The organism is Microbacterium sp. NPDC086615 (assembly GCF_040686055.1).
Taxonomy (GTDB): domain Bacteria; phylum Actinomycetota; class Actinomycetes; order Actinomycetales; family Microbacteriaceae; genus Microbacterium.
Genome location: NZ_JBFBJJ010000012.1, coordinates 36,646 through 63,347, shown reverse-complemented (window position 1 = coordinate 63,347; position 26,702 = coordinate 36,646). Strand labels below are relative to the sequence as shown.

General features: G+C 69.4%; 30 protein-coding genes. 21 read left to right on the top strand and 9 right to left on the bottom strand.

Annotated elements, in window-relative coordinates:
* Window positions 1–4 precede the first annotated feature (4 nt).
* Together rnc and mutM are read left to right on the top strand one after the other, a co-directional pair.
* Entirely contained in the window at window positions 5–697 is a 693-nt protein-coding gene (gene rnc, locus AB0O24_RS13030) for a ribonuclease III (protein WP_058614223.1), read from the top strand.
* On the top strand, window positions 690–1,580 hold the full coding sequence (gene mutM / locus AB0O24_RS13025) for a bifunctional DNA-formamidopyrimidine glycosylase/DNA-(apurinic or apyrimidinic site) lyase (RefSeq protein ID WP_275797884.1): 891 nt from the start codon (window positions 690–692) through the stop codon (window positions 1,578–1,580). The genes rnc and mutM overlap by 8 nt, the downstream gene beginning before the upstream one ends.
* A gap of 10 nt (window positions 1,581–1,590) precedes the next feature.
* On the opposite strand, the gene AB0O24_RS13020 is transcribed toward mutM, so the two are convergent.
* The gene (locus AB0O24_RS13020) at window positions 1,591–2,673 is read right to left on the bottom strand and encodes a GNAT family N-acetyltransferase (RefSeq protein WP_363375413.1); all 1,083 of its coding nucleotides are present in this window, start codon (window positions 2,671–2,673) and stop codon (window positions 1,591–1,593) included.
* A gap of 62 nt (window positions 2,674–2,735) precedes the next feature.
* On the bottom strand, window positions 2,736–3,002 hold the full coding sequence (locus AB0O24_RS13015) for a hypothetical protein (RefSeq protein WP_363375410.1): 267 nt from the start codon (window positions 3,000–3,002) through the stop codon (window positions 2,736–2,738).
* Between the two features lie 440 nt (window positions 3,003–3,442).
* On the opposite strand from AB0O24_RS13015, the gene smc reads away from it, so the two are divergent.
* The 4 genes from smc to AB0O24_RS12995 are packed head-to-tail and all read left to right on the top strand — an operon-like array spanning window position 3,443 to window position 8,825.
* A complete protein-coding gene (gene smc, locus AB0O24_RS13010; RefSeq protein ID WP_363375407.1) occupies window positions 3,443–6,964 on the top strand; it encodes a chromosome segregation protein SMC in 3,522 nt (1,173 codons plus the stop codon).
* Window positions 6,965–6,968: 4 nt separating this feature from the next.
* Entirely contained in the window at window positions 6,969–7,841 is an 873-nt protein-coding gene (ftsY, locus tag AB0O24_RS13005) for a signal recognition particle-docking protein FtsY (protein WP_275798150.1), read from the top strand.
* Between the two features lie 50 nt (window positions 7,842–7,891).
* On the top strand, window positions 7,892–8,392 hold the full coding sequence (locus AB0O24_RS13000) for a DUF2004 domain-containing protein (RefSeq protein ID WP_058596508.1): 501 nt from the start codon (window positions 7,892–7,894) through the stop codon (window positions 8,390–8,392).
* Window positions 8,393–8,396: 4 nt separating this feature from the next.
* Window positions 8,397–8,825 carry an MSMEG_6728 family protein gene (locus AB0O24_RS12995; RefSeq protein ID WP_363375403.1) on the top strand — a complete coding sequence of 143 codons (429 nt, stop codon included), beginning with the start codon at window positions 8,397–8,399 and terminating at the stop codon, window positions 8,823–8,825.
* Window positions 8,826–8,832: 7 nt separating this feature from the next.
* On the opposite strand, the gene AB0O24_RS12990 is transcribed toward AB0O24_RS12995, so the two are convergent.
* The 4 genes from AB0O24_RS12990 to lipB form a co-directional block, all read right to left on the bottom strand.
* Entirely contained in the window at window positions 8,833–9,132 is a 300-nt protein-coding gene (locus AB0O24_RS12990; protein WP_275798146.1) for a hypothetical protein, read from the bottom strand.
* Window positions 9,129–10,298 (bottom strand): inorganic phosphate transporter, encoded by a 1,170-nt coding sequence (locus AB0O24_RS12985; RefSeq protein ID WP_363375400.1) that lies wholly within the window; start codon window positions 10,296–10,298, stop codon window positions 9,129–9,131. Before AB0O24_RS12985 ends, AB0O24_RS12990 begins: the two co-directional genes overlap by 4 nt.
* A 126-nt stretch (window positions 10,299–10,424) precedes the next feature.
* Window positions 10,425–11,459, bottom strand: a complete 1,035-nt coding sequence (gene lipA, locus AB0O24_RS12980; RefSeq protein WP_275798142.1) for a lipoyl synthase — start codon at window positions 11,457–11,459, stop codon at window positions 10,425–10,427.
* Window positions 11,456–12,094, bottom strand: a complete 639-nt coding sequence (lipB, locus tag AB0O24_RS12975) for a lipoyl(octanoyl) transferase LipB (protein ID WP_363375397.1) — start codon at window positions 12,092–12,094, stop codon at window positions 11,456–11,458. Before lipB ends, lipA begins: the two co-directional genes overlap by 4 nt.
* Before the next feature lie 66 nt (window positions 12,095–12,160).
* On the opposite strand from lipB, the gene AB0O24_RS12970 reads away from it, so the two are divergent.
* Together AB0O24_RS12970 and ffh are read left to right on the top strand one after the other, a co-directional pair.
* Window positions 12,161–12,709, top strand: a complete 549-nt coding sequence (locus AB0O24_RS12970; protein WP_275798138.1) for a TetR/AcrR family transcriptional regulator — start codon at window positions 12,161–12,163, stop codon at window positions 12,707–12,709.
* A gap of 52 nt (window positions 12,710–12,761) precedes the next feature.
* Complete coding sequence (gene ffh / locus AB0O24_RS12965; protein WP_363375394.1) at window positions 12,762–14,306, top strand: signal recognition particle protein; 1,545 nt, start codon at window positions 12,762–12,764, stop codon at window positions 14,304–14,306.
* Between the two features lie 25 nt (window positions 14,307–14,331).
* On the opposite strand, the gene AB0O24_RS12960 is transcribed toward ffh, so the two are convergent.
* Together AB0O24_RS12960 and AB0O24_RS12955 are read right to left on the bottom strand one after the other, a co-directional pair.
* A complete protein-coding gene (locus AB0O24_RS12960) occupies window positions 14,332–15,051 on the bottom strand; it encodes an SGNH/GDSL hydrolase family protein (protein WP_275798134.1) in 720 nt (239 codons plus the stop codon).
* Between the two features lie 58 nt (window positions 15,052–15,109).
* Window positions 15,110–16,273 (bottom strand): glutamate--cysteine ligase, encoded by a 1,164-nt coding sequence (locus AB0O24_RS12955; RefSeq protein ID WP_275798132.1) that lies wholly within the window; start codon window positions 16,271–16,273, stop codon window positions 15,110–15,112.
* Window positions 16,274–16,466: 193 nt separating this feature from the next.
* Between AB0O24_RS12955 and rpsP the strand changes: the two genes are divergently transcribed.
* Genes rpsP through trmD form a run of 4 tightly spaced genes read left to right on the top strand, consistent with a single transcriptional unit; the run spans window position 16,467 to window position 18,484 of the window.
* On the top strand, window positions 16,467–16,883 hold the full coding sequence (gene rpsP / locus AB0O24_RS12950; protein ID WP_275798131.1) for a 30S ribosomal protein S16: 417 nt from the start codon (window positions 16,467–16,469) through the stop codon (window positions 16,881–16,883).
* A 5-nt stretch (window positions 16,884–16,888) separates the two neighbouring features.
* A complete protein-coding gene (locus AB0O24_RS12945) occupies window positions 16,889–17,119 on the top strand; it encodes an RNA-binding protein (protein ID WP_275798129.1) in 231 nt (76 codons plus the stop codon).
* Window positions 17,119–17,793, top strand: a complete 675-nt coding sequence (rimM, locus tag AB0O24_RS12940; protein ID WP_275798128.1) for a ribosome maturation factor RimM — start codon at window positions 17,119–17,121, stop codon at window positions 17,791–17,793. The genes AB0O24_RS12945 and rimM overlap by 1 nt, the downstream gene beginning before the upstream one ends.
* 1 nt (window position 17,794) lies before the next feature.
* Complete coding sequence (gene trmD / locus AB0O24_RS12935; RefSeq protein ID WP_275798126.1) at window positions 17,795–18,484, top strand: tRNA (guanosine(37)-N1)-methyltransferase TrmD; 690 nt, start codon at window positions 17,795–17,797, stop codon at window positions 18,482–18,484.
* A 59-nt stretch (window positions 18,485–18,543) separates the two neighbouring features.
* On the opposite strand, the gene map is transcribed toward trmD, so the two are convergent.
* The gene (gene map, locus AB0O24_RS12930; protein WP_363375388.1) at window positions 18,544–19,326 is read right to left on the bottom strand and encodes a type I methionyl aminopeptidase; all 783 of its coding nucleotides are present in this window, start codon (window positions 19,324–19,326) and stop codon (window positions 18,544–18,546) included.
* Between the two features lie 108 nt (window positions 19,327–19,434).
* Here map and AB0O24_RS12925 point away from each other — a divergent pair, with 108 nt between their 5' ends.
* From AB0O24_RS12925 to AB0O24_RS12885, 9 genes are all read left to right on the top strand, one after another.
* On the top strand, window positions 19,435–19,926 hold the full coding sequence (locus AB0O24_RS12925) for an MFS transporter permease (protein WP_363375387.1): 492 nt from the start codon (window positions 19,435–19,437) through the stop codon (window positions 19,924–19,926).
* A 160-nt stretch (window positions 19,927–20,086) separates the two neighbouring features.
* On the top strand, window positions 20,087–20,434 hold the full coding sequence (rplS, locus tag AB0O24_RS12920) for a 50S ribosomal protein L19 (protein ID WP_058597687.1): 348 nt from the start codon (window positions 20,087–20,089) through the stop codon (window positions 20,432–20,434).
* Window positions 20,435–20,577: 143 nt separating this feature from the next.
* The gene (lepB, locus tag AB0O24_RS12915) at window positions 20,578–21,330 is read left to right on the top strand and encodes a signal peptidase I (protein ID WP_275801333.1); all 753 of its coding nucleotides are present in this window, start codon (window positions 20,578–20,580) and stop codon (window positions 21,328–21,330) included.
* 29 nt (window positions 21,331–21,359) lie between these two features.
* Window positions 21,360–21,980 carry a ribonuclease HII gene (locus AB0O24_RS12910; RefSeq protein ID WP_275801336.1) on the top strand — a complete coding sequence of 207 codons (621 nt, stop codon included), beginning with the start codon at window positions 21,360–21,362 and terminating at the stop codon, window positions 21,978–21,980.
* Between the two features lie 113 nt (window positions 21,981–22,093).
* Complete coding sequence (locus AB0O24_RS12905; protein ID WP_013586353.1) at window positions 22,094–22,417, top strand: DUF2469 family protein; 324 nt, start codon at window positions 22,094–22,096, stop codon at window positions 22,415–22,417.
* Window positions 22,418–22,523: 106 nt separating this feature from the next.
* Window positions 22,524–22,886, top strand: a complete 363-nt coding sequence (locus AB0O24_RS12900) for a YraN family protein (protein WP_275801330.1) — start codon at window positions 22,524–22,526, stop codon at window positions 22,884–22,886.
* Entirely contained in the window at window positions 22,883–24,406 is a 1,524-nt protein-coding gene (locus AB0O24_RS12895; protein WP_275801328.1) for a YifB family Mg chelatase-like AAA ATPase, read from the top strand. The genes AB0O24_RS12900 and AB0O24_RS12895 overlap by 4 nt, the downstream gene beginning before the upstream one ends.
* Window positions 24,403–25,563, top strand: a complete 1,161-nt coding sequence (dprA, locus tag AB0O24_RS12890) for a DNA-processing protein DprA (protein ID WP_275801326.1) — start codon at window positions 24,403–24,405, stop codon at window positions 25,561–25,563. Before AB0O24_RS12895 ends, dprA begins: the two co-directional genes overlap by 4 nt.
* A 123-nt stretch (window positions 25,564–25,686) precedes the next feature.
* A complete protein-coding gene (locus AB0O24_RS12885) occupies window positions 25,687–26,592 on the top strand; it encodes a tyrosine recombinase XerC (RefSeq protein WP_275801324.1) in 906 nt (301 codons plus the stop codon).
* Window positions 26,593–26,702: the final 110 nt, after the last annotated feature.

Below are 26,702 nucleotides of genomic sequence, written 5' to 3'. Positions count from 1 at the left end.
ATTCGTGACGCGTAACAACGTCGAGCGCTCAGCGCTCACCGAGAAGCTCGGGGTCGACATCGACCCCGAGCTTCTTTCGCTCGCGCTGACACATCGCTCGTTCGCCTACGAGAACGGCGGCATCCCGCACAATGAGCGCCTCGAATTCCTCGGTGACTCCGTGCTTGGTCAGGCCGTGACCGTGCGCCTCTTCACGCGGCATCCGGATCTCGACGAGGGCCAGCTCGCCAAGCGGCGCGCCGGCGTCGTCTCGACGATCGCCCTCGCCGAGGTCGCTCGCGGTATCGGTCTCGGCCAGCACGTCCGGCTCGGCCGGGGAGAGATCCTCACCGGCGGCAACGACAAGGACTCGATCCTCGCCGACACGATGGAAGCGCTCATCGGTGCCACGTATCTGTCGGCCGGTCCGGATGCCGCGACCGCCATGGTGCTGCGACTCGTCGAGCCCTTGATGGCCGACCCTGCCCGGTACGGCGCGGCGATGGACCCGAAGACCAGCCTGCAAGAGATCGCGGCTCGCCTCTCACTGCCCGCCCCCACCTACGCCGTCGAGGCGTCCGGCCCCGATCACGACCGGCGCTTCACGGCGACCGTCACGGTCGGAGACGTGGTGACCACGGGAACCGGGTCGAGCAAGAAGCAGGCCGAGATGGCCGCGGCGCTCACGGCCTGGCGCGAGCTCGACGCGCGTGCCTGAGCTTCCCGAGGTCGAGGTCGTCCGCGCCGGTCTCGAACCCGCCGTCACCGGCGCGCTCATCGCGTCGGTCGACGTTCGCGACGAACGAGCGCTCACCCGTCACACCGGCGGAGCGGCGCACTTCGAGGCGGCGCTCACCGGGCAGCGGATCAGCGCCGCCGTCCGGCGGGGCAAGTTCCTCTGGATGCCGTTCTCCGACGACGAAGCGATCGTCACGCACCTCGGCATGAGCGGGCAGATGCTGCTCCGGGTTCCGGGGGCCCCCGAGGAGCGCCACGAGCGCATCCGCATCGAGCTCGAGCACCCGGTCCACGGCCCGCTCTCGGTCGTGTTCGCCGATCAGCGGACATTCGGTTCGCTGGCCGTGGACCAGCTCGTCGACACTCCCGACGGCGCGGCGGCCGGACGGGGTTCGGATCTCGCGCGCGTGCCCACGCAGGTCGCGCACATCGCGCGCGATCCGCTCGACCCCGCTTTCGACGTCGCGCGCTTCCGGGCGCGACTCTCGCGCACATCCTCGGGGATCAAGCGCGTGCTGCTCGACCAGACCGTCGCGAGCGGCATCGGCAACATCTACGCCGATGAGTCGCTGTGGGCGGCACGCATCCACCCCGAGACCTCGGCATCCGTTCTTCCGACCCGGGCCGTGAATCGTCTGCTCGGCGAGGTCCGCGCGGTGCTCGACAAGGCACTGGCGGAGGGCGGAACGAGCTTCGACGCCCAGTACGTGAACGTGAACGGTCAGGCCGGCTACTTCGCGCACTCGCTCAACGCGTACGGGCGCACCGGTCAGCCGTGTCCCCGGTGCGCCCGGCCCATCGTGCGGGTGTCGTTCATGAACCGCTCGAGCCACTTCTGCCCGCACTGTCAGCGCGTGCGCTGATCGGCCATCGTCAGTCGAGCACCTTCTTCCACGCCCCCTCGTAAGCCACGGGCGCGAAGCCGATCGCCTCGTTGATCGAGAGCATCGGACGGTTCTCCTCCGCGTTGTAGGTGAGCACGCGCGGCGAGGCGGGCGCGATGTCGCGCCACGCGAGCAGACCCGCGCACTTCACGAGCATGCCGAGGCGGTGCCCGCGATGGGTACCCACGACGAGGGTGTCGTGCTGAGACGTCGCGGCCGTGCGGTCCTTGCCGATCGCGAGCTCGTTGAAGGCCACGAGGTCCCCGCTGTCGATGTGTTGCGCGGCCGTGACCAGCAGCAGACGTCCCGCATCGAGGTAGGTGCGCTCGTAGCGGCGTACGCGATCGGCATCCCACTTCTCCTCGTCGAACTCGAGGCCCGCCGCAGGCGCGTCGGTCACCATTCGTTCTTTCATGAGCGCCATTCCGTCGACGAATTCGTCGGGGGTCGGCAGGACCCACTGCACGATCCGGTATCCGGCGGAGGCCGACTCGGCTTCGGCGAGGAGCGCGCGAAGGCGGGGCTCCGCGGTCGTCAGGTCGAGAGCGCTGTTGCGTTCGACCTGTTCCAGAGCGTGCCCGGATGCCAGGAAGTACCGCGCGATGTGATCGTGCGGCACCGAACCGAAGCCGGTGGGAGCCTCGAGGTGAGGCCCGTCGGCGGCGGGGTGTTCCGCCCAGGACTGGAGCACGGTTCGACCGTGCTCTCGAGCGGTCTGTTCCACGAGCGCGTAGCCGGCGCGACCGATGCCGCGTCCCCAGACCGATCGAAGAAGCTCGACGAGCCAGTAGCCCGAACGGGCCCCGTCTTCCTGGGGGAGGTCGAGACCGATACGACCCACCGCCTCGCCGTCGAGAAGCACGAGCCACGAGAGACGCACCTGCGCGGGGTCAGGCTGGAAGTTCGGCAGAAGCTCGTCCGCCGGCATGGAGTGATCGTCGTGACCCGAGATCTCGGCGTACACGAGGTTGCGCACGCGGGTCATTTCGCGGAAGTCCGCGGCGTCATCGTCGTCGATGGAGGCGGGGATGTGCAGGCGTCGGAACTCGACGCCGTCGGGGAGCGAAGTCATCAGGTGTCTTTCGTGAGGGGATGGGACGGTGTGCGCCGCCCGCGCGGGGCGGCGCACACCATTCAGATGGTCGGACGCATCAGTGACGCCGTCCGGTACCAGTCGCGTTCACGCTGGCTCCGTTCGGCGTACTGCACCCGAGCGCGGTGCGCGCTCGTCGTGCGCAGCTCGATGACGTGCACGCGAGCCGCGTGGCGCGTCAACAGCCACAGGCCGAGGCGCAGGGTGAGACGGTCGATGAGACCGACAGGTCGGTCGACGATCGTGGGAAGAGAGACGGTGGGCGTGGCCGCGGTGTGCTGCGGCGCGCGCGTGGGCAGAGTGCTCATGCGGAGGCTCCGGTGAGAAGAGGTGAAGAAAGGAGACGGCGAGCGGTGCTCGCGAGGGATCGAACGATCCTTGACGCTCGGCATCCGACGGATGCGGCGCGAGAAGCGGAGACGGCAGGCGTCTCGACGCGACGGGTCAGCCCAGGAAGACGGGCATTCCGACGACGGTGGTCACTCCGGCAAAGGATGCGGACAGCACGGGAGCGGCGGTGAAGCCGGTGGCGGTGAAGCCTGTGGTGTTGCGAATCATGGGAGGACCTCCTTTCGTCGTCGGTTGCGACCCCCGACGCTAGCGAAGGCTGTCAGCGAATGTCAAGCTCGCGCTCAGATTCCGTGGGATCCCGGGCGCGTCCTCGGGGAGCGAGCGGCTCGCCGCCCCGGAATTCCGCGGGTTCTCCGGTAGCGTGAGGCGTCGACGATCAGACGGGAGGCGCGGCGACATGCACTTGAAAAGCGTGACGCTCAAGGGCTTCAAGTCGTTCGCGCAGTCGACGACGTTCGCGCTCGAGCCCGGTGTCACCTGCATCGTCGGTCCGAACGGATCCGGCAAGTCCAATGTCGTCGACGCTCTCGCCTGGGTCATGGGGGAGCAGGGGGCGAAGACGCTCCGCGGCGGAAAGATGGAGGACGTCATCTTCGCCGGCACCTCGACACGGGGCCCGCTGGGGCGCGCCGAGGTGCAGCTGACGATCGACAACTCCGACGGCGCCCTCCCGATCGACTACAGCGAGGTGACGATCAGCCGGACGCTGTTCCGCACCGGGGCCAGCGAGTACGCGATCAACGGTCAGACGAGTCGCCTCCTCGACGTCCAAGAGCTGCTGAGCGACTCGGGTCTCGGCCGCGAGATGCACGTGATCATCGGTCAGGGGCGCCTCGACACGGTTTTGCAAGCCACCGCCGAGGATCGTCGGGGCTTCATCGAGGAGGCGGCGGGGATCCTCAAGCATCGCCGCCGCAAAGAGAAGACCGTCCGCAAGCTCGAGGCGATGGAGACGAACCTCACGCGTCTCAGCGATCTCGCCGGGGAGCTCCGCCGGCAGTTGAAGCCGCTCGGGAAACAGGCCGAGATTGCCCGAGAGGCGGCCACGATCGCCGCCGTCGTGCGAGACGCGAAGGCCCGCCTGTTCGCGGACGACCTGGTGCGCCTTCGCAGTCAGCTCGCGGATGCCGCGCGGGCCGAGACCGAACGGCACACCGAGCGTCTGGTCCTGCAGGAGCAGGCGGAGGGCTTGCGTCATCGCGTGGAACGACTCGAGGAGGAGCAGCGATCCGAGGCGGTCGATCAGGCGCGACGCGTGGCGTTCTCGCTCGAGCAGGTGCAGGAGCGTCTCCGTGGGTTGTACACGCTCGCGGGCCAACGCCTCGCCCTGCTCTCCGACGACGACCGCGACGCGGGTGCGTTCTCGCCCACCGTGTCGCAGTCGACGATCGATGACGTCCGGAGCGAGATCGACGACATCTCCGCCGGCCTGGGGGACGCGCAAGATGCTGCCGCGGATGCCGCCCGAGCGGTGGCGCGGGCCCGAGCTGATCTCGACGCCCTCGACGTCGACATCGCCGCACAGAGCGCGCTCGTCTCGGAGCACGACATGAGGCTCACGGCGCTGCGGGGGGCGGCAGCCTCCGCCGCATCGACGAGGGACGCCGTGCTTGCGGGCGTCGAGCGCCAACAGCGTGCCCTGGACGCCGCGCTGGTCCGCCGGGCGGAGGCCGAGGAGGCCCTCGCCGCTCTGGATCCGACGATCGCGCCCGAAGCGGATTCCGCGGAGCACGCGGCGGCCTACGAGCGTGCTCAGCGCGATGCGAACGACGCGGAGGCGGCAGTGGCGCAGTTGCGCGAGCGCCTACACGCCGCGGAACGCGAGCGTGACGCCCTGTCCGCGCAGACCACCGCGCTGGGTCGCGCGCTGGACGTGCGCAATGCCGCCGCCGACCTCGTCGCCTCGGGTCAGCCGGGGGTACGTGGACTGGTGGGCGACAGCGTCAAGGTGACGTCGGGTTACGAGGCGGCCGTGGCGGCCGCCTTGGGCTCGCTCGCCGAGGGTGTGCTCGTCGACGATTCCGCCGCGGCGTTCGCGACGGCCCGCGTCGCCGCCGAGGACGACCTCGGCGTGGTCGAGATCGCCCTCGCCGACGCATCGGTCGACACCCCCGCGGTGAGCGTTCCGGCGGGGGGCGTTCGAGCGGTGGACGTGGTGACCGCACCGCCGGGGATCCTCGGCATCCTGGCCCGGGTCGTCGTCATCGACGACCTGGATGCCGCGCGGGCGGCCCTTGCGTCCCTCGACGACCGCACGACCCTCGTCACGCGTGCCGGCGAGGTCCTGACCGTTCACACGCTGCGAGCGGGCTCGGGCGCGGGACGTTCGCGGCTGGAACTCGCCGCGGAGCGCGATGCCGCTGCCGAACGACTCGCCGAGATCGTCGTCGTCGCGGATTCGCTGCGCGAAGCGCTGAGCGACGCTCAACGGGCGCTCTCCGACGCGCGACAGCGAACGAAAGACTCGCTCGCCACGCTCCGCGCGCACGACGCCGCGCTGGCGGCGCAGGCCGAGAAGGTGAATCGCGTCACCGTGCGGCACGAGGCGGCGGTCGCGGAGTGCGAGCGCCTGGAGGCGGGCCTCGCGCAGGCCTCCGCCGCGGTCGCGGAGGCCGAGGATGCGGCCGCCGCAGCCGAAGCCGCTCTGGCCCGAGCCCTCGAGGCCCCGCGACCGATCCTGGACGCATCCGCGCGAGACGGCATGGTCGCGGAGCTCGAGGCGGCGCGAGAGACGGAGATGCGCGCGCGCCTCGACATCGAGACGCTGAAGGAGCGGGTGCGTGCGGGTGAGGCGCGCATCGTCCAGCTCGAGAACCAGCGGGAGCGCGAGCGCGCGGCCGCCGAGGAGGCCGCGCGCCGCGCGGTGATCCGTCGCGCGCAGCGCGAGATCGCGGCCGAGGTCGCGGCTCAGCTCCCCGCGCTCCTCGACTCGGTCGACCGTTCCGTGAGCCACGCCCGTGTGGAACTCGCCGCGGCAGAGGCGACCCGCACCGCGGTCTCGGCGGATCTGGCCCGCGCGCGCGCCGAAGAGGCGGACGTGCGCGAGCGGCTCGCGCGTCTCACGGAGAGCGTTCACGGGCTCGAACTCCAGATGCACGAGAAGCGACTGCACGTCACGAGTCTGCTGGAGCGCGTCCAGTCCGAGCTCGCCCTCGACGAAGACATTCTCGTTTCGGAATATGGTCCCGACCAGCTGGTTCCGGGGGACTCTGACGGCGAGGGCGTTGCTTTCGACCGGGCCGGGCAGAAGCGCCGGCTGCAGGAGGCGGAGCGGAAGCTCGGCCAACTCGGCCGCGTCAATCCGCTCGCCCTCGAGGAGTTCGCCGCTCTCGAGCAACGCCACGCATTCCTCACCGAGCAGCTCGCCGATCTGCAGCAGACGCGCGCGGACCTTCAGACGATCATCGCCGAGCTCGACGAGCGGATGCAGACGATCTTCGTCGCCGCGTTCGAAGACACCCGCGCCGCGTTCACCGAGATCTTCCCCATCCTGTTCCCGGGCGGATCGGGGAGCATCTCGCTCACCGATCCGGAGCACCCGCTGACGACGGGGATCGAGGTCTCCGTCCGCCCGGTGGGGAAGAAGATCGAACGGCTCTCGCTCCTGTCGGGCGGGGAGCGCTCGCTCGCGGCCGTCGCCTTCCTGACGTCGATCTTCACAGCCCGGCCGAGCCCGTTCTACATCCTGGACGAGGTCGAGGCAGCCCTCGACGACGCCAACCTCGGACGGCTCCTCGGGGTCTTCGAGAAGCTGCGCTCGAGCAGTCAGTTGATCGTCATCACACATCAGAAGCGCACGATGGAGATCGCTGACGCGCTCTACGGCGTGTCGATGCGACAGGACGGGGTCTCGGCGGTCGTCGGTCAGCGCATCGGCGATCGGGCAGCGGCCGCACGAGAAGCCGCCCCCGTAAGCTGAAGCAATGGCTGAGAACTCCTGGTCGCTCGGGCGCGCGCTGCGCGGCCTGTTCGTCAAACCCACGATCGACGAGACGACGTGGGAAGACCTCGAGACGGCCCTCCTGACGGCCGACTTCGGACCCGACGTGACCGAGCGCCTCGTCGACGAGCTGCGCGAGAAGGTCGAGCGCTTCCGCACGACCGACCCGCGCGACCTGCAGCGCATGCTGAAGGAGACGCTGGAGGAGCATTTCGCGAAGTTCGACACGACCCTGCGGCTCACCGAGCGTCCGGCCGTCGTCCTCGTCGTCGGCGTGAACGGTGTGGGCAAGACGACGACCATCGGTAAGTTCGCGAAGTTCCTGCAGCGGTACGGTCGCAGCGTCGTCGTCGGAGCGGCCGACACCTTCCGTGCCGCGGCGGTCGACCAGCTCGCGACCTGGGCGGAGCGCGGGGGAGCCGCGATCGTGCGTCCGCAGCACGAGGGTCAGGATCCGGCATCCGTCGCTTTCCAGACGGTCGCGCACGCGAAAGAGACGGGGACGGAGATCGTCCTCGTCGACACCGCCGGCCGTCTGCACACCAAGGGCGGGCTCATGGACGAGCTCGGCAAGATCAAGCGGGTGATCGAGAAGCAGGCGCCGATCGCCGAGGTGCTCCTCGTGCTCGATGCCACCACCGGCCAGAACGGGCTCATGCAGGCCCAGGCGTTCCTCGACAGCGCCGGGGTCACCGGTCTCGTGCTGACCAAGCTCGACGGCTCGGCGAAGGGCGGGTTCGTGCTGGCCGTGCAGGAACGCACGGGCATTCCGGTCAAGCTGCTCGGCCAGGGTGAGGGCATCAACGACCTCACCGGTTTCACGCCGCACGTTTTCGCCGCATCGCTCGTCGACTGACCCGGGCGGGTCGCCTTCCCGAAGCGCGTGCCGCCTGGTTTCATGGGGGTATGGCGATCGAGCACGATTTCTTCGGACTCCTCGAGTCCGGGCCCGACGGGTCGATCTTCTGGTCGGAGAACGTCGAGTTCGGCGATCAGAGTGTGACCGTCGATCTCACGGCCCCCGACCAGGATGACGTGTCCGTCGAGGCCCTCGATGTCGCGGCCGCCATGATCTCGGCGCTCGAAGCCATCGACCTGGCTGCGCGCAACGCCATGGTGGGTGAGCTGGACTCCCGCACCAGCGAGGTCACCGAGTACATCCTCCAGCAGCAGGCGACGCTCGGCGAGGAGATCGACGATCTGCTCATCGACCCGTCCGGCGATACGCACATCGATGTGATCAAGTCGATGCAGTTGATGAGCGTGACGATCCTCGCGGATGAGCACGGTGGGACCGATCCGTTCGCGGTTCTCGAGTACGCCCTCGATCCGGATGCCACGGACGACGTGCTGCTGGTGAACCTCGCGTCCGACGGCTCGGTGCAGTCGGTTACGAGCGCTGACTGACCTCGTGCAGACGTTCCTCCCGTATGCATCTTTCGTCGAGTCGGCCCTCGTCCTCGACACGAAGCGTCTGGGTAAGCAGCGCGTCGAAACCTTCCAGCTGCTGCGGGCTCTGACCGTCCCCGGCCACGGGTTCCGCAACCACCCGGCCGCCAGAATGTGGGCTGAACACCTGCCTGCACTGGTGTCCTATGGCCTCGTCATGACCGACGAATGGATCGGACGAGGGCATTCGGACACCGTGCGCGAGAAGATCCGCGCCTTCGCTCCGGAGGTCGACGGCGCGCGACAAGCTGACCTCGACCTCCCGCCGTGGCTCGCCGACGAGCCGTTCCACCTCGCTCACCGCTCGAACCTGGTGCGCAAGGACGCGGCGTTCTACGTGCCCCGCTTCGGCGACGTCCCCGACGACCTGCCCTACATCTGGCCGGTCTGATCGACGCTCAAGATCCGTGGAACGCGGGGATCACGAGGTAGACCCCGTAGATCACCGCCGCCGCGACTCCGGCGAAGCAGGCGAGGCCCGCGACGGTGGCGGGCAGGGGACGCCGGCGCTCACGCGGGAACGCGACAGCGGTCGGGCCCTCCGGATCCTCTCCGGCCGCCACCCTCAGGTCGGGCGCACCCACCGCCAGCAACCGGATGCCGAGGGCGAAAAGCCCGACGATCAGGAGTGTGACACCTAGTCCGACGAGGAAGACGAGGAGGATGGCTCCTCCCTCGTCGCTGAGCCATTCGTTCATGCTCGTTCTCCTTCGGGCTGACGCCGGCCGAGCGCGTCGGCGCTCACGGACTCATCGTTGACGTTGTTCGCGGACACGGGACGTCGACGCGCGAGCACGAACAGGCCCGCGCACGCCGCGAGGCCGAGGATCAGCACGATCATCAGTCCGGCAAGGCCCGTGGATGCCGCCCACGCGGCGCCCCCGCCCACGATGGCGGCGGCGGGCAGCGTCACCACCCAGGCGAAAGCGATGCGCGTCACGACGTTCCAGTGCACGGAGGCGAGGCGCTTGCCGAGGCCCGAGCCGATCACGGCTCCCGAGGTCACCTGCGTGGTCGACAGCGGGAAGCCGAGGGTCGAGGAGATGAGGATCGTCGAGGCCGCGCTCGTTTCCGCCGCGAAGCCCTGGGGTGGCTTCACGTCGGTGATCCGCTTCCCGACCGTCCGCATGATGCGCCATCCGCCGAGGTAGGTGCCGAGCGCGATGGCGCCGCCCGCGCTGAGGATCACCCACAGCTGCGGACCGGTGCCGGCCTCCTGCGCTCCGGCGACGATCAGGGTGAGCGTGATCACGCCCATCGTCTTCTGGGCATCGTTCGTGCCGTGGGCGAGTGAGACGAGGGAGGCGGAGATGGTCTGGCCGTGGCGGAATGCGGTCGTGGATCCGGCCACTGTCGCCATTCTCGTGATGCGGTAGACGAGGTAGGTCGCAGCGAGCGCCACCGTGCCGGCGATGAACGGTGACAGCAGGGCGGGCAGCACGATCTTGGACAGCACTCCGCCCCACTCCACCGCTTGGAAGCCGGCGCCGATCACGGCGGCGCCGATGAGGCCCCCGAAGAGCGCGTGCGTCGAGCTGGACGGGAGGCCGAGCCACCAGGTGAGCAGGTTCCAGACCACGGCGCCCATGAGGCCGGCGAAGATCATCGGAACCGTGATCTGCGGGAGACCCCGGTCGTCCTGGGCGAGGATGCCCTCCGACACCGTCTTCGCGACAGCCGTCGACAGGAACGCGCCGACGAGGTTCAGGACAGCGGAGATGAGGACGGCGACTCTGGGCTTCAAAGCGCCTGTGGCGACCGAGGTGGCCATGGCATTGGCGGTGTCATGGAAGCCGTTGGTGAAGTCGAAGAAGATCGCCAGGGCGATGACGAGAAGGACGGGCAGGACGACGGCGAGATCCACCGTAGCTCCGTTCGCAAGGGTGATGTCGAGGTGGGTCGGTCGACCCGGCGACACGGTAGACCCCGCGGGTGACCACGGGGTTCCCTTCCCTCACGGCGCGAGAAGGCGTAGCCTCCGCACCGCACGTCACACTGCTTGAGCGAAGTCCACGCCGTCTGCCGCGATGTCCTTCGCGAGGTGAGCGAGGTGCGGCGGAATCTCGCGCCCCTTCGACACCATGGACTGCGCCCACAGCCGCCCGGCGCGGTAGGACGAACGCACGAGGGGCCCCGCGAGAACGCCGAGGAAACCGATGCGTTCCGCCTCCTCCTTGAAGGCGACGAACTCGGCGGGCTTGACCCACCGCTGCACGGGGAGGTGGCGCGGGGTCGGGCGCAGGTACTGGGTGATGGTGATGATGTCGGTCCCGGCCTCGTGCAGGTCGTTCAGTGCCTGCACCACCTCTTCGGGCTCCTCGCCCATCCCGAGGATCAGGTTCGACTTCGTGATGAGCCCGGCGTCGCGCGCCGCGGTCAGCACGCCCAGGGAGCGCTCGTAGCGGAAGGCGGGACGGATGCGCTTGAAGATGCGCGGCACCGTCTCGACGTTGTGTGCGAAGACCTCGGGCCGTGAGGAGAAGACCTCCTCGAGGAGTGCGGGGTTCCCCGAGAAGTCCGTCGCGAGGATCTCGACGCCGGTGCCGGGGTTCTCGGCGTGGATGCGCCGCACCGTCTCGGCATGGAGCCATGCGCCCTCATCCGGCAGGTCGTCGCGGGCGACGCCCGTGACCGTGGCGTACCGCAGTTGCATCCGGGTCACGCTCTCGGCAACGCGACGCGGCTCGTCGGTGTCGTAATCCGCGGGTTTGCCGGTGTCGATCTGGCAGAAGTCGCACCGACGGGTGCACTGCGAGCCCCCGATGAGGAAGGTGGCCTCGCGGTCCTCCCAGCACTCGAAGATGTTGGGGCATCCGGCCTCCTGGCAGACGGTGTGAAGCTCCTCGGTCTTCACGAGGTTCTGCAGCGCCGTGTATTCGGGCCCCATCTTGGCCTTGGTCTTGATCCACTCGGGCTTGCGCTCGATCGGCGTCTCGGCGTTGCGCACTTCGAGGCGCAGCAGCTTCCGTCCGTTCGGAGCGGTGGATGCCGGGACTCCGGCCGATCCGGTGCCACAGGTGCTCATGCCGCCACCCCCGCGTACTCGGAGTGGAAGACGTCGACGATGCGGGGCACGAGGTCGCCGGGGGAGACGTCTGCTCCGATCACCTCGCTCACGGTCGTCACGCCGGCATCCGAGATCCCGCACGGGACGATCCGCCGGAAGGCGGCCAACGAGTTGTCGCAGTTGACGGCGAAGCCGTGCATGGTCACTCCTCTTTCGACGCGGACTCCGATCGCCGCGACCTTGTCGAGGCCGAGCGGGCGCTGCACCCAGACGCCGCTGCGGCCATCCACGCGGATGCCGTCGACGCCGATCGGGGCGAGAGCGGCGATGATCAGCGACTCGAGGCGGCGCACGTGCGCGACGACGTCCACCGGCTCGGGCAGACGCACGATCGGGTAGCCGACGAGTTGGCCCGGACCGTGCCAGGTGATCTTTCCCCCGCGGTCGACGTCGATGACCGGCGTCCCGTCGTCGGGCCGTTCGTGATCCTCGGTGCGCTTGCCCGCGGTGTACACGGCTTCGTGTTCGAGGAGGAGCAGCGTGTCGGGGCGACGCCCGGCGACCACCTCCGCGTGGATGCGCCTCTGATGCGACCAGCCGTCGAGGTAGGGCACGTAGTCCGGGGCGAACCCCACGTGGTCGATGTCGAGCATCTCGGCTCCCGCCGTTGTTGGATTGCGTCTAATAATACACGCGGCCCCGTCTTCTAGGCTGGCGGCATGACCTCGCCGAGCCGCAGTGGACGCCCTCGCGCCTCGTCACGCGAGGTCCTCGCCGAGGCGGCGTGCGAGCTGTTCCTCGAGCGCGGATACGAGGCGACATCGGTATCCGACATCACGCGCCGCGCCGGCGTGAGCCGTTCCAGCTTCTTCAACTACTTCTCGGCCAAGAGCGACGTGCTGTGGTCGGGGTTCGACGAGCAGTCGGCGCGTGGCGTCGCCCTCTTGCGCGACGGCGTCGGCACGAGCGAGGCGCTCACGTCGATCGGCGAGGGATTGACCCCCGATGCCCTCGCCCTCGCGATCACGAACGCGGATGCCATGGGGATCGCCGCCGAACTCGACCGCGACCGCGCGGTGCGCCAGTTCCAGCTGCAGCGCGAGATAGCGGCGCGCCTGGTCCGCGACGGCGCGGCGCCGCTCGTCGCTCAGGTGAAGGCGGGAGCGCTGTCGGCGGCGGTCCTGGCTTCTGTCTGGGCCTGGGCCGACCGCACCGCGGCGGGTCGGTCGCTTCCCGACACGCTCGCCGAAGCCCTCGCCGAGGCCTGACCGCCTCGCCGGAGCGGCACGGTTCCCGCGCCCCGCGTAAACTCGACTCATCATGGCGACTTTCGGCACCCTCTCCGACCGGCTCACAGAGACCTTCCGCAATCTCCGGAAGAAGGGCCAGCTCACGCCCGCAGACGTCGACGGGACGGTGCGCGAGATCCGCCGTGCCCTCCTCGACGCCGACGTCGCGCTGCCCGTGGTCAAGGAGTTCACCGCGGCCGTCCGCGAGCGCGCCCTCGGCGACGAGGTCAACCGTGCGCTGAACCCCGCGCAGCAGGTCGTGCAAATCGTCAACGACGAGCTCATCGGCATCCTGGGCGGCCAGCAGCGCCGTCTGCAGTTCGCGAAGAACCCGCCCACGGTCATCATGCTCGCGGGGCTCCAGGGTTCGGGTAAGACGACCTTCGCCGGGAAGCTCGCGAAGATGCTCGAGAAAGACGGCCACACGCCGCTCCTCGTCGCGTGCGACCTCCAGCGGCCGAACGCGGTGAACCAGCTGCAGGTGGTCGCCGAGCGCGCCGGGGCCGCGATCTACGCCCCCGAGCCCGGCAACGGCGTCGGCGACCCGGTGAAGGTCGCGCGCGACGGCGTCGCCTACGCCACGCGCCAGCAACACGACATCGTGATCATCGACACGGCCGGCCGGCTCGGCGTCGACGCCGAGCTGATGAAGCAGGCGTCCGACATCCGCAAGGCGACCGACCCGGACGAGGTGCTCTTCGTCATCGACGCGATGATCGGTCAGGATGCCGTGAACACGGCGAAGGCGTTCCAGGACGGTGTCGACTTCACCGGCGTCGTGCTGTCGAAGCTCGACGGTGACGCGCGCGGTGGGGCCGCTCTCTCAGTCGCCTCTGTCACCGGTCGCCCGATCATCTTCGCGTCGACCGGCGAGGGTCTCGACGACGTCGAGCCCTTCCACCCCGACCGCATGGCATCCCGCATCCTCGACCTCGGTGACATCCTCACCCTGATCGAGCAGGCGCAGAACGCGTTCGACGAGGCCGAGGCGATGAAGGTCGCCGAGAAGATCGCGACCGAGACGTTCACGCTCGAGGACTTCCTCGAGCAGATGCAGCAGATGAAGAAGATGGGCTCCATGAAGAAGATGCTCGGGATGCTCCCGGGCATGGGAAACATGAAGCAGCAGCTCGAGGACTTCGACGAGCGCGAGATCGACCGCACCGAGGCCATCATCCGCTCGATGACCCCGGGCGAGCGTCGCAACCCGAAGGTCCTCAACGGCTCGCGCCGTCTGCGCATCGCGCGCGGTTCCGGCATGACCGTCACCGACGTCAACCAGCTCGTCCAGCGCTTCGAGCAGGCCGCCAAGATGATGAAGACGGTCGCCCGCGGTGGAGTGCCCAACATCCCCGGCATGGGCCCCGTCGGCGGCAAGCCCGGCGCCTCGTCGAAGCGCGGCAAGCAGCAGAAGGCGAAGGGGTCGCGCTCGGGCAACCCGGCCAAGCGCGCGGCCGAGAACGCCGGGATCGCGGCATCCACGGCTCCGACCGGCTCGGGCTTCGGGCTGGGCGGTCAGAAGGCGCCGACGGAGGCGGACCTCGCCGAACTGCAGAAGATGCTCGGCCGCGGCTGACGTCGACGGAGCGTCTCGGTCGGCCTCAGGGCAGGACGTCCGCGTCCTGCAGGGCCGACACGATCGTCTGCTCGATCGCCTTCTGGCCGCGAGCCGTCGGGTGCACGTCGTCGTCCTGCAGCCACTCGGGGTGTCCGAGCAGGGGCTGGCCGATGTCGATGTACGTTCCGCCGACCGCGTCGATCGCATCGTGGAGCGCGTCGGACGTGACCGCGTTGTCGTCCGGGATGTCGGACTCGTCGTTCCAGATCGTGCTCAAACCGACGATGCGTGCGGTGGGCACGGCTTGGTGGAGCTCGTCCACCGTGGCGGTCGTGTCCGCGCGGATCTCGTCGGGGTCCTGCCAGAAGTCGTTACTCGACGACTCCACGATGAGCAGATCCGGCTGCAGGGCAGCGACGGCGGGCGCGAAGCCCGCATAGGCGGTTCCGCACTCACCCTCGACGACGAATCCCATCCCTCCGCAAGCGAGGTTCGTCAGCGCGAGGTGGGCTCGGGATGCCATGAGATCGGGCCATGCCTCACCGATGGCCAATCCCGCACCCGACATGAGCGAGTCGCCCACCGTGACCACGCGCAGGCGCGGGGGAGTGGTGGTGGCCGGAGCGGCAGCAGGAGACTCGACGCCGAAGGTCAGTTCGGGCTGCGGCGCGGCCGGTTCGGGCGCGCACGCGGTCAAGGTCGCGACCAGACCCGCGAGGAGCACGGCCACGGAGCGAGCCGAGCGGGAACGAACGGGGGTCATGGCGCGATCCTAGAGGCGCGGCCATGAGAATCCGCCGAGCGCCCGATCGCCGGATCGGTCACGCGCGGAGCGCCGCCAGGTGCTCTCGCAGCGTCGGGCCCGCGCGGAACTCCCGGATGAGATGCTGCACGACCTCGCGCAGATCGCCGTCGGCGGCTTCGGCCACGGCGAGCTGCCGCGCGGAACTGCCGCCGGTCGAGAGAATGGTCTCAAGGCCCGCGAATTCCCGCGCGCACTTCAGCTCGACGGCGATGTCGGCGAGCTCCTCCATCGTCTCCCGCAAGTGCTCCACCACCGGTCGTTGCGTGCCGTCCCGGTCGACGATGACCCGCGCGTCGAGCCCGTATCGCGCGGAACGCCACTTGTTCTCGCGGGCGAACCACGGGGGGATCCCCGGGAGCTCCTTGCCCTCGTCGATGAGTCGGGAGAAGTGTTCCACGAGTGTCTGGGCGAGAGCGGCGACCGCGGCCAGCTCGGGAAGAGTGGACATCCCGTCGCACGCGCGGATCTCAACGGTGCCCCAGCGCGGGGCCGGACGGATGTCCCACCGCACCTCGGTGGCATCCGCCATCACGCCCGTGCGGACCATGTCGTCGAGATAGGCCTCGAACTGGTCCCACGTCTCCAGCTGCCAGGGGAGCCCCGCCGTCGGCAGTTGCTGGAAGACGAGGGAGCGGTTGGAGACGTATCCGGTCCGCTCGCCGGCCCAGAAGGGACTGGATGCCGAGAGCGCCTGCAGGTGAGGAAGGTAGACGGTCAGGGCGTTGACGATCGGTAGCACCTTGTCCACGCTGTCGACGCCGACGTGGACGTGCACGCCCCAGATCATCATGTTCCGGCCCCACCACTGGGTCCGCTCGATGAGGGTGTGATACCTCGTCTTGTCGGTGACCTGCTGGTCGTACCACTGAGCGAACGGGTGACTGCCCGCGCAGAGCAGCTCGATGCCACGCGGCTCGGTCTCTTCGCGCAGCGCGCCGATGGCGTCGCCGATGTCGTCGACGGCCGCGGCGACCGTGTCCCCGACGCCACTCGTCACCTCGACGGTGTTGGTGAGCAGTTCGCCCGTCACCGTGAAGCGTTCCAGAGCCGTGCGCTCCTCGACGAGATCCAGGATCTCGGGGGCTCGGGGAACGAGATCGCCCGTGTCGCGGTCGGCGAGCATCAGCTCCCACTCCAGCCCCACGGACGAGCGCGTCGAGGAAGCGAACTGCAGCGTCATTCGGTCAGTCTGACACGGGACACGCGCGACGTTCTGTTTCGCGCCTCGCCGTGTCATCTGGCAGAATAGAGGGTCGGACCAGGCACTCGACCCTCTATCCAGTGTCGGCCCGCCTTTTTGAGCTTCCGCCGGGTGTGCACCCCACGCTCCAGGCGATCGGTTCGTTCGCTTTTCACCATCCAGGAGAAAATTCGTGGCTGTCAAGATCCGTCTCAAGCGTCTCGGTAAGATCCGTGCGCCCTACTACCGCATCGTCGTCGCCGACTCGCGCACCAAGCGCGACGGCCGCGTGATCGAGGAGATCGGTAAGTACCACCCCACCGAGGAGCCCTCGTTCATCGAGGTCGACTCGGACCGCGCGCAGTACTGGCTCTCGGTCGGCGCCCAGCCCACCGAGCAGGTCGCTGCGATCCTCAAGCTCACGGGCGACTGGGGCAAGTTCAAGGGCGACAAGGACGCCGTGTCCACCGTCAAGGTGCGCGAGCCCAAGGCCGCTTTCGAGGCTGAGGCCGGCAAGAAGTCGGTCGTCAAGCCCAAGGCCGAGAAGAAGGCCGAGGCTCCCGCAGCCGACGCTCCGGCCGACGACGCCGCCGAGACCTCGGCCGAGTAAGTCCCGTGCTGTCTGCCGCGCTCGAACACGTCGTCAAGGGGATCGTCGATCACCCCGACGACGTGACCATCCGTTCCAGCACCTCGCCCCGCGGTGACGTGCTGGAGGTTCGCGTGCACCCCGATGATCGGGGTCGCGTGATCGGGCGCGGCGGACGCACCGCCAAGGCTCTGCGCACCGTCGTGTCCGCCCTCGCCGACGGGCGCCGCGTGCGCGTCGACGTGGCCGACGACTGATGGCGGCCGGCGAACCCGCGGGCGGTCAGCCCGCCAAGACTCAGCTCCGCGTGGGGCGGCTCGTGAAGGCCCACGGCCTCAAGGGTGCCTTCAAGCTCGAGCTCTACACCGACGACCCCGAGGGGCGCTTCGTCCCGGGGAACACCTTCACTCTGCAGGTGCCGGAGTCGTCGCCGTGGCACGGTCGCCCGCTCACGGTCCGCGAGTTCCGGTGGATGAACTCGCACCCGGTCGCCTTCTTCGAGGGCGTCGACGACCGCACGGCCGCCGAAGAGCTCGTCAAGGCGATCCTGTGGATCGACCAGGACACCGCCGACGCTCCCGCCGAAGATGACGCGTGGTACGACCACCAGCTCGTCGGGCTGGATGTCGTGCGTGATGGCGAGACCGTCGGACGTGTCGTCCGGGTCGACCACTTTCCCGCGCAGGACCTGCTGATCGTGCGCCCCTCCGGCGAGGATCGCGAGGTTCTCGTCCCGTTCGTGAGCGCCATCGTGCCCGAGGTCGACATCGCGGGGGGTCGCGTGGTCGTCACGCCCCCGGCCGGTCTCTTCGAGGACCTTCCGAGCGACGAGGGCGACGAGCACGAGCCGACCGATGCCGAAGGCCCCGAGTCCGAGGACGCCCCGAGCGAGGACGCCGCGAGCGCCGACGAACCCCGCCGCGAGGACTGACGTGCGTATCGACGTCGTCTCGATCTTCCCGACGATCTTCGACGCCCTCGAGGTGTCGCTGCTCGGGAAAGCCCGGACGACGGGCCTTCTCGACGTCCGCGTGCACGACCTGCGCGACTACACGCACGACCGCCATCGCACGGTCGACGACACCCCCTACGGCGGGGGTGCGGGCATGGTCATGAAGCCCGAGCCATGGGGCGAAGCCCTCGACGACGTCACACGTGACGCCGAGTCCCGCCCCGTCATCATCTTCCCGTCGCCCGCCGGTGAGCGGTTCACCCAGGCGACCGCGCGCGAGCTTTCCACGGCGTCGCACCTCGTTTTCGGTTGCGGTCGCTACGAGGGGATCGACGAGCGCGTCTTCGACTACGCCGCGGAGCTCGGCGACGTGCGGCTCCTCTCGCTGGGCGACTACGTGCTGAACGGCGGCGAGGTCGCCGTCATGGCGATGGTCGAGGCCATCGGCCGTCTCATCCCCGGCGTCGTCGGCAATCCCGAGAGCCTCGTCGAGGAGTCGCACGAAGACGGTCTCCTGGAGTACCCCTCGTTCACCAAGCCGGCCGTGTGGCGCGAGCGCGAGGTGCCACCGGTTCTTCTCAGTGGAAACCATGGCGCGGTGGCGACCTGGCGGCGCGAGCAGCAGCTGGAACGCACGCGGGAACGTCGACCCGACCTGCTCGCCGACTGAGATCTCGCACGAATGACGGATGCCGCGGCCTCGAGGCCGCGGCATCCGTCATTCGTCTGTCAGTCGACGCCGAGGAACGACCGGTCGGTGAGCACGATCGGTCCGTCTGCGGTGATCGCGACGGTGTGCTCCGAGTGCGCGCCGCGGGAACCGTCGGCGCTGCGGAGGGTCCAGCCGTCCGGATCGGTCACGAGCTCGTCGGTCGTCTGGAGGAACCACGGCTCGAGCGCGACGACCAGGCCGGCGCGCAGGGGGTAACCCCGCCCGGCCTTGCCGTCGTTGGCGACGTGCGGGTCGCCGTGCATCGTGCGGCCGACGCCGTGACCGCCGAAGTCGGTGTTGATGCTGAGCCCCTCGGCGTGGGCGACGGCAGCGATCGCCGCGGAGATGTCGCCGATCTTGTGGCCGACGGTCGCCGCGTCAATCGCGGCGACCAGGGCGCGCTCGGTGGTGTCGATGAGAGCGAGGTCCTCGTCGCGGGGAGTGCCGACCACGAACGAGACGGCCGAGTCGGCGACCCATCCGTCGACGGATGCTGCGAAGTCGAGCGACACGAGGTCACCGTCGCGCAGCACGTAGTCGTGGGGGAGGCCGTGGAGCACCGCATCGTTGATCGAGGTGCACAGCACCTTTCCGAACGGGCTCGCCCCGAATGACGGGTGGTAGTCGATGTAGCAGGACTGCGCCCCGGCGGTCCGGATCATGTCGTGCGCGCGGCGATCGAGGTGGAGGAGATTGGTGCCCACCTTGGTCTCGTCGCGCAACGTCGCCAGCACCTCGGCGACGAATCGGCCGGCCGGGCGCATCGCCTCGATCTCGGCAGGGGTGCGCAGTTCGATCATCGGTGGTTCCCTTCGTCACCGACCATTCTCCCCGATCCCGCCCGTCCGCCCGTCGCACGCCTTCCTCACTCATAGGCGCTGCACAGTGACGGTGCGTAGCCTCGCTCCATGGTGCTTCGCCGAGTGTTCCTCCGATGGCTGTTCCCTGCCGCCTTCGTTCTGCCGCTGTGGCTTTTCGTCGGGTGGATCGTGTTCGCCGGCGGAAGCGGGTGGGCGTTGCTCTGGCTGCTGATCGCGGCCCCGACCGTGTTCGTCTCGGAGATCCTCCTCACGCTGCTGGTCCGCGCGCGGGCCAGCGTGAGGCTGACCGGCGCCGCTGGCTGGCGCGACATCGCCGGGCTCGGTCTCTGGCACCTCGTCATCGTCGCGTTGGGCTTCTACGACGCGCGGCTGTTCTTCGCTCTGCTGGCCCTCAGCGTGGTCGGTGCGCTCGTGCTCTTCTGGTCGTCGCTGTCGCAGCTGTGGAACGAAGCGCGCGGTTCGGTGACCGTTCTGCACGCGCAGGACGGCACCGCGTACATTCCCCCGACGTCCGCGCCGCCGCGCCCACGGACCGTCGGCGACGTGATCGTGGTGCCGGAGAACCGACCGGGGCACTGAGCCGGTTTGGTGCGGCTCGAGGGGCGTGGCAGAATAGGCGTTTGTGCCCTGACCGGCTCTGCCTCAGGGGAGTCCCGCCGCATCCGCGGCCTCGGGCACGCCTCACCTTTTTCCCTCTTATCGTGCGATCGACCTGTGGCGGTCGCAGGAAGTGATGATCATGCAGATCCTCGACTCCGTCGACGCGGCTTCGCTCCGCTCCGACATCCCCGCCTTCGCCCCCGGCGACACCGTCAAGGTGCACGTCAACATCACCGAAGGCAACCGCTCGCGTATCCAGGTTTTCCAGGGCGTCGTCATCGGCCGCTCGGGCGACGGCGTGCGCGAGACCTTCTGCGTCCGCAAGGTCAGCTTCCAGGTCGGCGTCGAGCGCACCTTCCCGGTCCACAGCCCCGTGATCGACCACATCGAGGTCGTCACGCGCGGTGACGTGCGTCGCGCCAAGCTGTACTACCTGCGCAACCTCCGCGGCAAGAAGGCCAAGATCAAGGAGAAGCGCGACCGCTGAGTCGACTCTCTCGAACGCCCCGTGGCTCCGTCACGGGGCGTTCGGCGTTTTCATGGCCACGCCGTCCGGCGCAGGGCGTGCGATGTGCGACCCTTGTTGCTGCGGGTTCTCCGGTGTGCGGCGAGCCTGGTGAAGGATCTTGCATGAGCGACCAGACCGCGTCGACCCCGGATGCCACGGCATCCGCTTCTCCGGACCGTCGACGACGGGGATGGGGCGCCTTCCTGCGCGACATCGTCGTGATCATCCTGATCGCCCTGGTCGTCTCGTTCCTCGTCAAGACGTTCGTGGTGCGCTCGTTCTACATTCCCTCCGCGTCGATGAACAACACCTTGATCGAGCAGGACCGGATCCTCGTTGACGAGCTCACGCCGCGTTTCGGGCAGTACTCGCGCGGCGACGTGGTGGTCTTCCGCGATCCGGGTGGCTGGCTGCCGGTGAACACCGAACCCGCGCGTCCACCGCTGGAAGAGGGCGCGGATTGGGTGCTGTCGCTGTTCGGCCTCTCGGCGCCCGACAGCGATGACCACCTCATCAAGCGGGTGATCGGAACGCCCGGCGACCATGTCGTCTGCTGCAACGCCCTGGGGCAGACCTCGGTCAACGGCGTCCCCCTCGACGAGCCGTACGTGAAGCTCGCGCCCGGGGCTACGGCCCCCAATCCCGTTCCGTACGACATCACCGTTCCCCCCGGTTCGCTGTGGGTGCTCGGCGACAACCGGAACAGCTCGAAGGACTCCCGCTTCAACCAGGATCAGCCCGGACAGGGGTTCGTGCCGATCGACAACGTGGTCGGACGTGCCTTCCTGATCACCTGGCCGTTCTCGCGCTTCGGGCTCATCGACTTCCACCACAACGTCTTCGCGGGGGTGCCCGCCCCGGAGGCGACCCCGTGATCGAACCCACGCTGACGCTCGAACGGCGCATGCTCAAAGAGCACGCGCTGATCATCGCGTGCGACGAGGTCGGACGCGGAGCGCTCGCGGGGCCGGTGGCTGTGGGCGCCGCCGTGATCGATCCCGCGCGATCGCGCAAGCGCGTTCCGGCCGGGCTGCGCGATTCGAAGCTCGTCCCGGAGGCGCGCCGGCCCGAGGTGGCAGCCCGCGCGGCGGCCTTCGTCCAGCACAGTGCCGTCGGGTGGGCGAGCTCTGACGAGATCGATGAGATCGGCATCATCCGCGCCCTCGGGCTCGCCGCCGTCCGGGCGATAGCCGACCTTCGCGCGCACGGTGTCGTCCCCGAAGACGCGCTGGTCATTCTCGATGGGAACCACGACTACATCACCCCGGCGGGGGAGCGCGGCCTGCGCGTCCAGCCCATCGTCAAGGCCGACCGTGACTGCGCGAGCGCCGCTGCGGCATCCGTCATCGCCAAGGTCGCCCGTGACACCGTCATGACCTATCTGCACGACGACCTGCCCGCGTACGGCTGGGCGCGCAACAAGGGCTACGCGAGCCTCGATCACCGCGAGGCGATCTCGGCGCACGGCATGAGCGTGCACCACCGGCACTCCTGGGCGATCGCCGCAGCCCCCACGCTGTTCTGACTGCTTCGCTTCGCGGACGAGACGAGGCTGGACGTCGGCTGCGGGCCAGGACGCGCCCGGGTCGTCGACGCCGTGCGACCTGCGCGACCATGCGCGCCTAGGATGGAGAGACCATGGATGACGACGTCTTCGAGGATTACGACCGCGAACTCGAACTGGCCCTGTACCGCGAGTATCGCGACGTCGTGCAGCAGTTCCAGTACGTGATCGAGACCGAACGCCGGTTCTATCTGGCCAACGATGTCAACGTCGTCCGCCGCGACACCGAGCACGACTTCTACTTCGAGATCTCGATGTCGGACGTCTGGGTGTGGGACATCTACCGGGCCGACAGGTTCGTGAAGTCCGTGCGGGTGCTGACGTTCAAGGACGTGAACGTCGAAGAGCTCTCGCGTCGCGACTTCCAGCTGCCCGAAGAGCTCTCGCTCGACAACTGAGGATCACGGCGGGGCTCTCCTCCCCAATACGGTGAATCGCTGACTCCTCCACCGAAAGCGCCTTCCCCCCTCACGGCGACCGGCCGCGGCTGTCACGCTCTCGGGCATGGCAGCGAAAGACGAACTCGGACGAGCCGGTGAGAACCGCGCCGTCGCGCACCTCAGCAGTAGCGGCTATCTCATCCTCGATCGCAATTGGCGATGTCCGCAGGGCGAAATCGACATCGTCGCGGATCACCACGGGGCGCTCGTGGTCATCGAGGTCAAGACACGGACGAGTGAGGCGTTCGGTCACCCTTTCGACGCCATCGACGCGCGCAAGGCCGCTCGACTCTGGCGCCTCGCGATGGCGTGGATGGCGGAGCACCCCGAGGAGGCACGCGGTCGTCGATTGCGGCTCGACGCGATCGCGGTGACGGGGCCGGATCCGTCGACCGCGCGGCTCGAGCATCTCGAGGATGCCCTGTGACCGTCGCCCGTACCTGGGCGGTCGCACTATCAGGCCTCCGGGGCGACCTCGTGGAGGTCGAAGCCGACCTGTCGCAGCAGACCCCGGAGTTCTCGATCATCGGTCTCCCCGACAAGGCGTTGGGCGAAGCCGGTCGCCGGGTCCGCAACGCGTGTGCGAACCGCGGACTCGACCTTCCCAAGCGTCGGATCACCGTCAATCTCTCCCCGGCCAGCCTGCCCAAGCGCGGCTCGGGTTTCGATGTCGCCATCGCGGTGGCCGCGCTCGCGACGACGGGATCGATGGATGCCGCCCGCGTCTCCGCGACCGTGCACATCGGCGAGCTGGGGCTCGACGGGCGTCTTCGCCCGGTGCCCGGCGTCCTTCCCTCGGTGATGGTCGCCCGCAGGGCCGGTCATCGGCGCGTGGTGGTCCCCGCCGCGAACGCGGGCGAGGCGGACCTCGTCGAGGGAATGGAGGTCTGTGCCGCCGGCTGTCTCGCCGAGGTCGTGCGGTGGCACGGCGGCTCGTGCGACGCCGCGGACCTCGAGCCGGTCCTTCCTACGGTGCCGCCGGCCCGCGACGCTCCGGCGCTCGAACTCGCCGACGTCGTCGGACAAACCGACGCGGTGGACGCGCTGGTGGTCGCTGCCGCCGGCGGGCACCACATGTTGATGAGCGGTCCACCGGGGGCAGGCAAGACGATGTTGGCGCGCAGACTCCCCGGCATCCTTCCCGACCTGGACGACCAGGCAGCGCTATCGGTGGCCTCCGTTCGCTCGCTCTCGGGTGAGACCGTCGTACGCCTGTCTCGGACCCCGCCGTTCGAGAGCCCCCACCACGGCGCGAGCGCTGCGGCACTGATCGGGGGCGGGTCCGGCATCGTGCGGCCGGGGGCCATCGCCCGTGCGAGCGAGGGCGTGCTGTTTCTCGATGAGGGCGGAGAGTTCCCCGCCTCGGTCCTCGATGCCCTGCGCCAGCCGCTCGAGAGTGGGGAGATCCACCTTCATCGCTCGGGTGTGGCGGCGACCTACCCCGCGCGATTCCAACTCGTGGTCGCGACCAACCCCTGCCCGTGCGGGCAGTACGGCGTTCCCGGCGGTTCCTGCGAATGCCCGCCCCAGGCGATCCGTCGGTACACGCGCCGCCTTTCCGGCCCTCTGCTCGATCGGATCGACATCGATCTGCGCCTCCAACGGGTGTCCGCCGCGAGGCGCGGCACCGAGACCGCGACCATCACGACTCGTGAGGCGAGGGCCATCGTCGCCGACGCGCGGGAGCGCGCTGCCCGACGCTGGGCGGACACCCCCTGGTCGCGGAATGCGGACGCTCCCGGGACGTGGCTGAGAGGACCCGCGTCTCCATCCGTCGACGTGCTCCGCCCGCTCGATACCGCGCTGCGACGCGGCGCACTGACCCTGCGCGGGTACGACCGCCTGCTCCGCGTCGCGTGGACCGTCGCCGACATCGCTGGTCACGACGCAATCACGGTGGACGACATCGGGCGGGCGCTGTACCTCCGGCGGGGGATGAGCGCGTGAGCCTGCCCGATCTGTCTCCCGAGGCAGCTCGTGCTGCGCTCACCGGCATCTCGGGTGTGGTGGCCGGGATGGAATGCGAGGCATATGCACGCACGATCTGGAACGTCATCGCCGAGCCGGGGGACGGCGCAGCGGGGGCGCTGATCACCGCCGTCGGCGCCGTGGAGGCTCTGCGGACGGCCGCGACGCCGACGGACGACGAGTGGGCGGCGGCCCGCGCGCGGTGGTCGCCGAGGTTGCGCCCCGCGGCCGTCCGATCCGCTCTCGACGGCGCTCGACGAGCGGGGGCCCGCCTGGTGGTGCCCGGCGATCCCGACTGGCCGTCGCGTGTCGACGACCTCGGCTTCCACGCTCCCATCGCACTGTGGGTGCGGGGGAGCGTCCGAGACCCCCTCGCATCGGCCGTGTCGATCGTGGGTGCGCGCGCGGCGACGCCGTACGGCGAGGGGGTGACCGCAGATCTCGCCGCCGAACTCGGCGCATCCGGGGTCGCGATCGTCTCCGGGGCGGCCTATGGGATCGATGGGGCCGCTCATCGGGCGGCGCTGTCGACGGGCGCGACGACGGTCGCCTTCCTCGCGGGGGGAGTTGATCGGGCGTACCCGCGCGGGCACGAAGGGCTGCTCGAACGGATCGCCGTATCCGGCGCGGTCTGGAGCGAGACCCCGTGCGGATCGAGCCCCACGAAGTGGAGGTTCCTCGCGCGCAACCGCCTCATCGCCGCGATGGCGGACGCCGTGGTCGTGGTGGAGGCCGGATGGAGGAGCGGCTCACTGAACACCGCGGCGCACGCGGCGACTCTGGGCCGAGCGTTGGGGGCGGTTCCGGGGCCCGTCACCTCGGCGGCATCAGCGGGGTGCCATCGCATCCTGCGGGAGTACGGCGGCGTGTGCGTGACCTCGGCTGAGGACGTTCGCGAGATGCTCGGCGACGTGTCGATGACACAGGTTCCCGGGGGGTCTCCGGACGAGGGGCGGACGGACGAGACAACTCGCATCTTCGACGCTCTCTCCCCGCGCGTCGGGCGGCGGACGGACGACATCGCGCGCCGCAGCGGACTTTCGGTGGCAGAGGCGCAGACTCACCTCGGACTCGCCGAGCTCGAGGGGCGGGTGGTGCGGGACGACGACGGAGGCTGGCGTGCGGTGCGCGAGTGACGCGAGTCCGTGCGGCGTCGGTGTGCACTTGCCCACGACGCGGGCCGCCGGGAATCACCGTTCGACGAGGAGTCCGCGCGCGCCCTGTCACCCCTCGGCAGCGATCGGGGGCAATCTGGAGTCATGCGCTCTTCCGCCGCCGCAGAGGCGTTCCTGTCGCACCTTGCGACCGTGCGCCGACTCTCACCGGCCACCGTTCGCGCGTACCGATCCGACCTCGCAGACCTGGTGCGCTCGACGCGCGACCCTGAGCTGGCCGACCTCGACATCGAGATGCTCCGCGAATGGCAGTGGGAGGCGACGACCACCGGCCTGTCCAAAGCAACCGCCGCTCGACGGACGTCGTCCGTCCGTGCCTTCTTCTCGTGGGCGCGAGACGAGGGCCTCATCGACTTCGACCCGTCGGCTCGCCTCGTCGCCCCGAAACGGGGGCGGACCCTGCCCGTCGTCGCGACGAGTTCGGCTCTCGACGAGGTTCTCGCGAGCGCCGCAACCCGCGCCGAGACCGGCGATCCTCTCGAGCTTCGCGATCACGCCGTCCTGGAGATGCTGTACGGGTCTGGCGCGCGCGTGTCGGAGCTGTGCGGACTCGACCTCGACGACGTGGACCGTGACAATCGCACCCTGCGACTGCGCGGCAAAGGAGACAAAGAGCGAGTCGTTCCGTACGGCCTCCCCGCCGCGCGCGCACTGGATGCCTACCTCGTGCGCGGTCGGCCCGTGTTGAGCGCGCGCGACGATGGCGGGGCCGGACGCGCCGTGTTCATCGGTGCGAGGGGCGCGCGGCTCGGCCCGCGTGCCGTCCATGCGCTCGTGTCACGGGTCGTCGGCCCTGCAGTGGGAGCCGAGGCGCTCGGTCCGCACGCCTTGAGACATTCCGCGGCCACCCACCTTCTCGACGGCGGCGCAGATCTGCGGACCGTCCAGGAGATCCTCGGGCACGCGAGTCTCGGGACGACGCAGATCTACACCCACGTCTCGGGTGAGCGACTACGCGAGGCCTACCGGCTCGCGCACCCGCGCGCCTGAACTTCCGGCGAGTTCTTGCCGCGCGCCGCGTGATGCGCCGCGGGCTCGCGTCCTGTCTGCGCTCACCGACGGGCGAGCGCCAGCGGCCTGCCCATCGACCCGTGTCCGTC

Coding starts and splice junctions, on each gene's coding strand:
- smc (WP_363375407.1), top strand. CDS start 3,443: ATGCACTTGAAAAGCGTGACGCTCAAGGGCTTCAAGTCGTTCGCGCAG.
- rplS (WP_058597687.1), top strand. CDS start 20,087: ATGCAGATCCTCGACTCCGTCGACGCGGCTTCGCTCCGCTCCGACATC.
- AB0O24_RS12925 (WP_363375387.1), top strand. CDS start 19,435: ATGGTGCTTCGCCGAGTGTTCCTCCGATGGCTGTTCCCTGCCGCCTTC.
- AB0O24_RS13000 (WP_058596508.1), top strand. CDS start 7,892: ATGGCGATCGAGCACGATTTCTTCGGACTCCTCGAGTCCGGGCCCGAC.
- AB0O24_RS12910 (WP_275801336.1), top strand. CDS start 21,360: ATGCTCAAAGAGCACGCGCTGATCATCGCGTGCGACGAGGTCGGACGC.
- AB0O24_RS13020 (WP_363375413.1), bottom strand. CDS start 2,673: ATGACTTCGCTCCCCGACGGCGTCGAGTTCCGACGCCTGCACATCCCC.
- lipA (WP_275798142.1), bottom strand. CDS start 11,459: ATGAGCACCTGTGGCACCGGATCGGCCGGAGTCCCGGCATCCACCGCT.
- lepB (WP_275801333.1), top strand. CDS start 20,578: ATGAGCGACCAGACCGCGTCGACCCCGGATGCCACGGCATCCGCTTCT.
- AB0O24_RS12955 (WP_275798132.1), bottom strand. CDS start 16,273: ATGACGCTGCAGTTCGCTTCCTCGACGCGCTCGTCCGTGGGGCTGGAG.
- ffh (WP_363375394.1), top strand. CDS start 12,762: ATGGCGACTTTCGGCACCCTCTCCGACCGGCTCACAGAGACCTTCCGC.
- ftsY (WP_275798150.1), top strand. CDS start 6,969: ATGGCTGAGAACTCCTGGTCGCTCGGGCGCGCGCTGCGCGGCCTGTTC.
- AB0O24_RS12990 (WP_275798146.1), bottom strand. CDS start 9,132: ATGAACGAATGGCTCAGCGACGAGGGAGGAGCCATCCTCCTCGTCTTC.
- AB0O24_RS13015 (WP_363375410.1), bottom strand. CDS start 3,002: ATGAGCACTCTGCCCACGCGCGCGCCGCAGCACACCGCGGCCACGCCC.
- AB0O24_RS12900 (WP_275801330.1), top strand. CDS start 22,524: ATGGCAGCGAAAGACGAACTCGGACGAGCCGGTGAGAACCGCGCCGTC.
- AB0O24_RS12905 (WP_013586353.1), top strand. CDS start 22,094: ATGGATGACGACGTCTTCGAGGATTACGACCGCGAACTCGAACTGGCC.
- AB0O24_RS12885 (WP_275801324.1), top strand. CDS start 25,687: ATGCGCTCTTCCGCCGCCGCAGAGGCGTTCCTGTCGCACCTTGCGACC.
- lipB (WP_363375397.1), bottom strand. CDS start 12,094: ATGCTCGACATCGACCACGTGGGGTTCGCCCCGGACTACGTGCCCTAC.
- rimM (WP_275798128.1), top strand. CDS start 17,119: ATGGCGGCCGGCGAACCCGCGGGCGGTCAGCCCGCCAAGACTCAGCTC.
- AB0O24_RS12960 (WP_275798134.1), bottom strand. CDS start 15,051: ATGACCCCCGTTCGTTCCCGCTCGGCTCGCTCCGTGGCCGTGCTCCTC.
- AB0O24_RS12970 (WP_275798138.1), top strand. CDS start 12,161: ATGACCTCGCCGAGCCGCAGTGGACGCCCTCGCGCCTCGTCACGCGAG.
- map (WP_363375388.1), bottom strand. CDS start 19,326: ATGATCGAACTGCGCACCCCTGCCGAGATCGAGGCGATGCGCCCGGCC.